Genomic DNA, 4,884 nt, shown 5'->3' on the forward strand with positions numbered 1-4,884 from the left:
GGCGCCCGCCGTCAGCCGCATGGTGCATCTCCTGGAAGAGCGGCTCGGCGTCGCACTGTTCGAGCGCAAGGCCAACAGGCTGGCGCTGACGCAGGCCGGCCGGGCCTATCAGAGCGGGCTGACGCCGATCTTCGATGCGCTGGCAAGCCTGACCGCACAGGTGACCGCGCCTTCCAGCGTGCGCGTGCTCACCATCGGCGTCGGCCATACGTTTGCGATGCGCTGGCTGATCCCGCGGCTGTCGGAGTTTCGCAGCGAGGAGCCGGACATCGAGGTGCGCTTCACCACCGGCGGCGCCGAGGTCCCGTTCGGCGAGGACTGGAGCTGCGGCATCAAGCTCGGCACCGGTGACTGGCCGGGGCTGGTCGCCGAGCCGCTATTCGCGGGCGACCTCACGCCGGTCTGCGTGCCCCGGCTCGCGAGCGGCCTGAAGCGGCCCGCCGACCTCAAGGGGCCCGGCCTGATCCGCGTCACGCATTCGCCGGAGGACTGGCCGATCTGGCTGAAGGCGGCGGGCCTGTCGCGGATCACCGCGCGCGGACCGGAATTCCAGTTCTACGGCCAGGCGCTCCAGGCCGCCGCCGACGGCCTCGGCATCGGCATGGGCATCCGGCCCTATATCGACGACGATCTCGCCGCCGGCCGGCTGGTCGCTCCGTTCGACCTCTCGGTGCCCAAGGGCATGCGCTGGTACCTGCTCTATCGCAGCTTTCAGACCGAGCAGCGCGATTTTGCCGCGTTCCGCCGCTGGATCATGCGCGCGGCCTCCGAGCCTGCGGCCCGGCCGGTGAAACGGACCGGCCGCACAACGGCGCGGAACTGAGAGCCGAGGGGCAAAAAACCCCGGCACTTGTGAACGGCTTCACATCCCGAAATCCGCAAATGTGGTCCCCTGACCCTCCAACAAGGCGCTCGAGCAAAAACACTCGGCCAAGACGTAAAACACACTCTGGGGACTACCAATGACGACCCTTTACGACGGCTTTGACATTGAATCCTTCGAGGCCGGCAAAGGCCTCTGGCACGCCCGCATCCGGCGCGCCGATCTCAGCCTGGTTGCCATCGACGGCGTGCTGTTTCCGGCCATGGAAGTCGGCTTCGCCTGGCCCGACCGCGACGCAGCGATCCGCGATGCCAAGCACCACATCGATCGCTTCCGCCGGCGGGCCGACGACAGCGACGACGAATAGACGGACTTTCGAGACGGGCGGCGCAACACAGGGGGAACCGGTCATGTCAGTTATCGAATTCGAAAACACATCGCGGCCTCGGATCTATACACGCACCGTCCTGTCGAACTGTCCGGAATGCGACGGCGATCTCACGGTGCTCCGGGTGATCGGCGGCCGCGCCGGGTGCGAGTACTGGACCATGCGCTGCACCGATTGCGGCGGCATCCATCTCGACATTCTCAAGCCGTACGCGGCGAGCGAGGACGACGACGGACCGCTGCCGGCGGCGTGAGGCAGCGCGGGGCGTGCAGGAGGCATGACGGTGATCAAGGCTCTGCTGCTCGACCTCGGAGACACGCTCTACGACACCGCCGCCAAGAAGCCGTTCCCCGGGGTCGAGGACGCCCTCGCCAGGCTCAAAGCCCTGAAAGCAGCGAACCGCAAACCGCTGGTCATGTGCCTGGCCTCCGACTACACGATGCCGGAACCAAGGACCCCGGAGGCCATCGCGGCAGCATTCGTCGAATATCTGGGGGTGCTGGACGGGACCCATCTGCGGCGCTTCTTCGAGCCGGTCGACGAACGCGTGACGCTGTCGACCCATGCCGGGGTGAGGAAGCCCGCGGCCAAGGCCTTCAGGACCGCGCTCAAGCGCGCCGGGATCCGCGCCACCCTGCGTGACACGCTCTTCATCACGGAGAACGCCGAACATATCAGGGTGTGCCGCGACGAGCTTCACATGAAGACCTTGCAATTTGGCCTCGATTTCACCTCCTGGTCTGACGCACCGAAGCTGATCTTGCAAAAGATCCGGGCGGCCGGCCGCTAGCGGCCGAACGCGCCGCCCACGGCGGGATCCTCCCCTGCTGCCAACCTGCTGTCAGCAGCCTGAGCACAGACGGGCATTCGCCCTTTTCTGAGCGGCGGACTCGTCCCATATTCGCCTCATGGCGAAGAAACCTGCTCCCCCAAAATCCCCGAAAATCAAAGCCCCGAACTCGAAGGCGCACCGCCCTGACGTGCAGCCGATCGGGCCGGCGCTGGCCGAGCTGCTCAATCCCGCGATCAACCGTGGCGATGCCGGGCTTGGATCGGGCACCGGCCTGCAGCCGCCGCCGGACAATTCGCGCGACCGCCGGGCTGGCGGCGAGGCCGCCGCGCATCGGGCGCGGGCGTCGACGCCGAAAGAGTTTCCGCAGGATAATGCCAAGCCGATGCCGCTGCGGCCCAACCCGCAGCCGCCGGGGGCCCGCGCGTCCACCGAAGGCCTCGACGAGGCGCCGCAAGCCAATTACGGCACCGCCGCCACGATCCCGACGCTCGATCCGGAACTGGCGCGGCAGCTCGGTTTTCCCACGGAGGAGGACGACGCCGAGGCGCTGGCGCGTCCGCCGCGCAACAAGATGGAGGCGCTCGGCGTCAAGGCAACCGCCGATGCACTGGAATCGTTGATCCGCGAGGGCCGTCCGGAGTTCCGCAAGGATGACGGCTCCACCAAGGTGTGGACGCCGCACCGGCCGCCGCGCCCGGAGAAGTCCGAAGGCGGCGTGCGCTTCGAGATCAAGTCGGCCTACGAGCCGCGCGGCGACCAGCCGACCGCGATCGCCGAGCTGGTCGAGGGCATCAACCGCAACGACCGCAGCCAGGTGCTGCTCGGCGTCACCGGCTCCGGCAAGACCTACACCATGGCCAAGGTGATCGAGGCAACGCAGCGCCCGGCCATCATCCTGGCGCCGAACAAGACGCTCGCCGCCCAGCTCTATGGCGAGTTCAAGAGCTTCTTCCCGGATAACGCCGTCGAATATTTCGTCTCGTATTACGATTACTACCAGCCGGAAGCCTACGTTCCGCGCACCGATACCTACATCGAGAAGGACTCCTCGATCAACGAGCAGATCGACCGCATGCGGCACTCGGCAACCCGCGCCCTGCTCGAACGCGACGACGTCATCATCGTCGCCTCGGTGTCCTGCATCTACGGTATCGGCTCGGTCGAGACCTACACCGCGATGACGTTTGCGCTGAAGAAGGGCGAGCGCATCGACCAGCGCCAGCTGATCGCCGACCTCGTCGCGCTCCAGTACAAGCGCACCCAGGCCGATTTTACCCGCGGCACGTTTCGTGTCCGCGGCGACGTCATCGACATCTTCCCGGCGCACTATGAAGACCGCGCCTGGCGCGTGAACCTGTTCGGCGACACCATCGAGACCATCGAGGAATTCGACCCGCTCACCGGCCACAAGCAGGACGAGCTCGAATTCATCAAGATGTACGCCAATTCGCACTATGTGACGCCGCGCCCGACGCTGGTGCAGGCGATCAAGTCGATCAAATCCGAACTGAAGATGCGGCTCGACCAGCTCAACAACCAGGGACGCCTGCTGGAGGCGCAGCGGCTGGAGCAGCGCACCACCTTCGACCTCGAGATGATGGAGGCGACCGGGAGCTGCGCCGGCATCGAGAACTATTCGCGCTATCTCACCGGACGCCTCCCCGGCGAGCCGCCACCGACCCTGTTCGAATACGTCCCCGACAACGCGCTGGTGTTCGCCGACGAGAGCCACGTCACCGTCCCCCAGATTGGCGCCATGTTCAAAGGCGACTTCCGCCGCAAGGCGACGCTGGCCGAATACGGTTTCCGCCTGCCCTCCTGCATGGACAACCGCCCCTTGCGCTTCGAGGAGTGGGACATGATGCGGCCGCAGACGGTCGCGGTGTCGGCCACGCCGAGCGGCTGGGAGCTGAACGAGAGCGGTGGCGTGTTCGTCGAGCAGGTCATTCGCCCGACCGGGCTGATCGATCCGCCCGTCAACATCCGCCCCGCCCGCACGCAAGTTGACGATCTCGTCGGCGAGGTGCGTGCCACCGCGCAGGCCGGCTATCGCTCGCTGATCACGGTGCTGACGAAGCGCATGGCGGAGGATCTCACCGAATATCTGCATGAGCAGGGCATTCGCGTCCGCTACATGCACAGCGATATCGACACCATCGAGCGCATCGAGATCATCCGCGACCTCCGTCTCGGCGCCTTCGACGCGCTGGTCGGCATCAACCTCTTGCGCGAAGGCCTCGACATTCCCGAATGCGCCCTGGTCGCGATCCTCGACGCCGACAAGGAAGGTTTTCTGCGCAGCGAGACCTCGCTGATCCAGACCATCGGCCGCGCCGCGCGCAACGTCGACGGCAAGGTGATCCTCTATGCCGACCAGATGACGGGGTCGATGGAGCGCGCCATCGCCGAGACCAACCGCCGCCGCGAGAAACAGGTCGAGTACAACACCGCCAACGGCATCACGCCGGAGAGCGTGAAGAAGCAGATCGGCGACATCCTCAACTCCGTCTACGAGCGCGACCACGTGCTGGTCGAAATCGGCGGCCACGACATGACCGACGACGTCATCTCGATCGGCCACAATTTCGAAGCCGTGCTCGTCGATCTCGAAACAAGGATGCGCGAGGCCGCCGCCGACCTGAACTTCGAGGAAGCCGCGCGCCTGCGCGACGAGGTCAAGCGCCTGCGCGCGACCGAGCTCGCGGTGGTCGACGATCCCACCGCCAAACAGCGCACCGTGCAGGGCAAGGCCGGCGCCTATGCCGGCACCAAGAAGTACGGCGACGCCGCCAATCTGCCCGTCAGCGCCATGAAGAAGAAGACCGTAAGCTCCGCACTGAAGGCGAGCGGCGGCGGCAGCGGCTCGAAGGTCCACAAGCC

General features: G+C 66.3%; 5 protein-coding genes. All 5 read left to right on the top strand.

The genetic code is table 11. From position 1 onward, the window contains the following. Positions 1-823, top strand: an 823-nt coding sequence (locus PMI42_RS12530) for a LysR substrate-binding domain-containing protein (protein WP_008134446.1), incomplete at its 5' end; no start/stop codon positions are given. Positions 824-962: 139 nt separating this feature from the next. Next, positions 963-1,190: a hypothetical protein gene (locus PMI42_RS12535; RefSeq protein WP_008134447.1), complete on the top strand. Its 228-nt coding sequence runs from the start codon at positions 963-965 to the stop codon at positions 1,188-1,190. 43 nt (positions 1,191-1,233) lie between these two features. After that, on the top strand, positions 1,234-1,464 hold the full coding sequence (locus PMI42_RS12540) for a hypothetical protein (RefSeq protein ID WP_008134449.1): 231 nt from the start codon (positions 1,234-1,236) through the stop codon (positions 1,462-1,464). Positions 1,465-1,488: 24 nt separating this feature from the next. Beyond that, on the top strand, positions 1,489-2,001 hold the full coding sequence (locus PMI42_RS12545) for an HAD family hydrolase (RefSeq protein ID WP_035965432.1): 513 nt from the start codon (positions 1,489-1,491) through the stop codon (positions 1,999-2,001). 118 nt (positions 2,002-2,119) lie between these two features. Continuing rightward, positions 2,120-4,884, top strand: a 2,765-nt coding sequence (gene uvrB / locus PMI42_RS12550; RefSeq protein ID WP_008134454.1) for an excinuclease ABC subunit UvrB, incomplete at its 3' end; no start/stop codon positions are given.

Source organism: Bradyrhizobium sp. YR681, assembly GCF_000282615.1.
Lineage (GTDB): Bacteria > Pseudomonadota > Alphaproteobacteria > Rhizobiales > Xanthobacteraceae > Bradyrhizobium.

What these genes read in the sequence shown, in the direction of transcription:
- PMI42_RS12535 (WP_008134447.1), top strand. Translation starts at nt 963, where the DNA reads ATGACGACCCTTTACGACGGCTTTGACATTGAATCCTTCGAGGCCGGC.
- PMI42_RS12545 (WP_035965432.1), top strand. Translation starts at nt 1,489, where the DNA reads ATGACGGTGATCAAGGCTCTGCTGCTCGACCTCGGAGACACGCTCTAC.
- PMI42_RS12540 (WP_008134449.1), top strand. Translation starts at nt 1,234, where the DNA reads ATGTCAGTTATCGAATTCGAAAACACATCGCGGCCTCGGATCTATACA.